Origin of the sequence: Mycobacterium sp., from assembly GCF_035603715.1 — a bacterium.
In the GTDB taxonomy this organism is placed as follows: domain Bacteria; phylum Actinomycetota; class Actinomycetes; order Mycobacteriales; family Mycobacteriaceae; genus Mycobacterium.
On sequence record NZ_DATNJW010000609.1, the window covers coordinates 1 to 2,596 of the forward strand.

2 protein-coding genes are annotated in these 2,596 nt (G+C 68.3%); one reads left to right on the forward strand and one right to left on the reverse strand.

Annotated features, from left to right (window positions below; genetic code table 11):
- Positions 1-109: 109 nt before the first annotated feature.
- Positions 110-1,045, reverse strand: a complete 936-nt coding sequence (locus VN856_RS24905) for an LpqN/LpqT family lipoprotein (RefSeq protein ID WP_325694308.1) — start codon at positions 1,043-1,045, stop codon at positions 110-112.
- A gap of 208 nt (positions 1,046-1,253) precedes the next feature.
- Here VN856_RS24905 and VN856_RS24910 point away from each other — a divergent pair.
- On the forward strand, positions 1,254-2,596 hold a 1,343-nt coding region (locus VN856_RS24910), incomplete at its 3' end, for a class I tRNA ligase family protein (RefSeq protein ID WP_325694309.1).

The following is a 2,596-nucleotide window of genomic DNA, read 5'->3' on the forward strand; positions in this document are numbered from 1 at the left end:
ACGACCGCAGTCCGAGTACGGCCATTACCACCGCCGCGCTCACGCACAGCACTCCCGCGATCAGCATGGGGGCCACAATACGAGGCCGCTCCGGCCCCGGCGCGACGCCCTAGTGCGACAGTGCCTGAGGCGGAGCGACCAGCGCAGGTGGAGCCGCGGGCGCCGCAGGCGGCGCGGGCGCGGCCGGTGGCGGGGCGGCGGGTGCGCTGGATCCGGGCGCGCCGGCCCGGAACCCGTTGATGATGCCGTCGGTGGCCGGGGCCTCGGCGACGGTCCCGCCGGCTTCGGTGGTCACCGCCAGCGACACCAGGTACTTGTCGGGCCCGGAGCTGACGATGACGTTGCGATGCGAGGTGTTGAGCGTCATCTCGTTCTGCCGGTAGGTGCCCTCGATGATCGACGACGGCGAGCCGTTGAAGTCGGCCAGCGAGGCATTGGTGGTGCGCCAGGCGGGCAGTTGCTGGCTGTCGAGGTAGCCGTGCGTGATGGCTTCTTTCGGGTCGAAGTCGCCGACCAGCCGGTAGACCACGAGCTGGGCGTTCGGGGTGTACAGGCTGCTGCTGCGCCGATTGGCGGTCACGACGAACGCGTCGGGGACGTTGGGGTCGGGCACCTGCGTCCAGCCTTGCGGCATCGGCAGGGTGAGGTCGAGGGCCTTGAAATCTTTCGCCTGTTGCGGCTCCAGCTTGACGTTCTTGCTCGCGAAGAACTCCCGAAGCGTGCCGGAGGCGGCCGGGGTGAGTTCCGGCGGTGCGGCGACCGGCGGTGCGGCGACCGGCGGGGCCGGCGGCAGTCCCTGCGCCGCCGGGGCCAGCGCGGGAGAGATCGGCACGGGCGCCGTTGCGGCCGTCCCCGGCATCGGGTTGCCGACGGCGCCGGGGACGACGGCGACGGCTTGCGGCATCGGGGCGGCAGGAACGGGGTTGGGCCGGGGCGGGAAAACTGGGTCGGCAGACGCGGTGGGGCTGGCAAGGCCCAAGACACCGGCAGCGCCGACGGCCAGACCCGCGACCGTTACTCGCCAGCTACGGGCAGTCTGCTTCATGACGGTCGGTCCTTCCCTGATAGTCCGGCGGGTCTTCATGGGGTTGTCGAAGTCGCAGAAAGCGACTGTAACCAGCGGGAAGCGGCGTCTTCCAGCGCTGGAACCGACCTGCAACACACCTGGGACAAACCCCTGACCGGTCTGCAATCCAACCGAGACCGTCGATGGTCGGCGGGTCGCTCGACGTCGCCCTTATAACCTGTTGGGCGTGACCGACTCCCCAACCGCCCCTGCCGAGCAGGCCGATGCCGACGCGCCGCGGTTTCGCTATACCGCGGACCTGGCCGGCCGCATCGAACGCACTTGGCAGGACAACTGGACCCGGCTGGGGACTTTCAACGTGCCCAACCCGGTCGGTTCGCTGGCTCCGACGGACGGCACACCGGTGCCCGACGACAAGATGTTTGTGCAGGACATGTTCCCGTATCCCTCGGGCGAGGGCCTGCACGTCGGCCATCCACTCGGCTACATTGCCACCGATGTCTACGCCCGCTACTTCCGGATGCTGGGTCGCAATGTGTTGCACGCGTTAGGTTTCGACGCGTTCGGTTTGCCCGCCGAGCAGTACGCGGTGCAGACCGGCACGCACCCGCGCACACGCACCGAGGCCAACATCGTCAACTTCCGGCGTCAGCTGGGCCGGCTGGGCTTCGGCCACGACAATCGCCGCAGCTTTTCCACGACCGACGTCGAGTTCTACAAGTGGACGCAGTGGATCTTCCTGCAGATCTACAACGCGTGGTTCGACGCCGCCGCTGACAAGGCCCGTCCGATCGCCGATCTGATCGCCGAATTCGATTCCGGTGCACGCCAATTAGGAGACGGCCGGAATTGGGCGGCGTTGTCGGTGGGCGAGCGCGCCGACGTGATCGACGCGCACCGCCTGGTCTATCGCTCCGACTCGATGGTCAACTGGTGTCCGGGCCTGGGCACCGTGCTGGCCAACGAAGAGGTCACCGCCGACGGCCGCAGCGACCGGGGGAACTTCCCCGTCTTCCGCAAGCGGTTGCGGCAGTGGATGATGCGGATCACCGCCTACTCCGACCGGCTGCTCGACGACCTAGATGTGCTGGACTGGCCGGACAAGGTCAAGACCATGCAGCGCAACTGGATCGGCCGATCCACCGGCGCGGCAGCGCTGTTCGCGGCGCCGACCACCGACGGCGAAACGGTGGACCTGGAGGTGTTCACCACCCGGCCGGACACCCTTTTCGGCGCAACCTATCTGGTGCTGGCACCCGAGCATGAACAGGTCGATCGTCTGGTAGCGCCGCAATGGCCGGCGGGGGTGGATCCGCACTGGACATACGATGCGGACAGCCCCGCACAGGCTGTCGCCGCCTACCGGCAGGCCATCGCCGCGAAGTCCGACCTGGAACGTCAGGAGAACAAGGCCAAGACCGGTGTGTTCCTGGGCACTTATGCGACCAACCCGGCCAACGGCGAGCAGGTGCCGGTCTTCATCGCCGACTACGTGCTGGCCGGATACGGCACCGGAGCGATCATGGCCGTGCCCGGCCACGACCAGCGCGACTGGGAGTTCGCCCACGA

Coding starts and splice junctions, on each gene's coding strand:
- VN856_RS24905 (WP_325694308.1), bottom strand. CDS start 1,045: ATGAAGCAGACTGCCCGTAGCTGGCGAGTAACGGTCGCGGGTCTGGCC.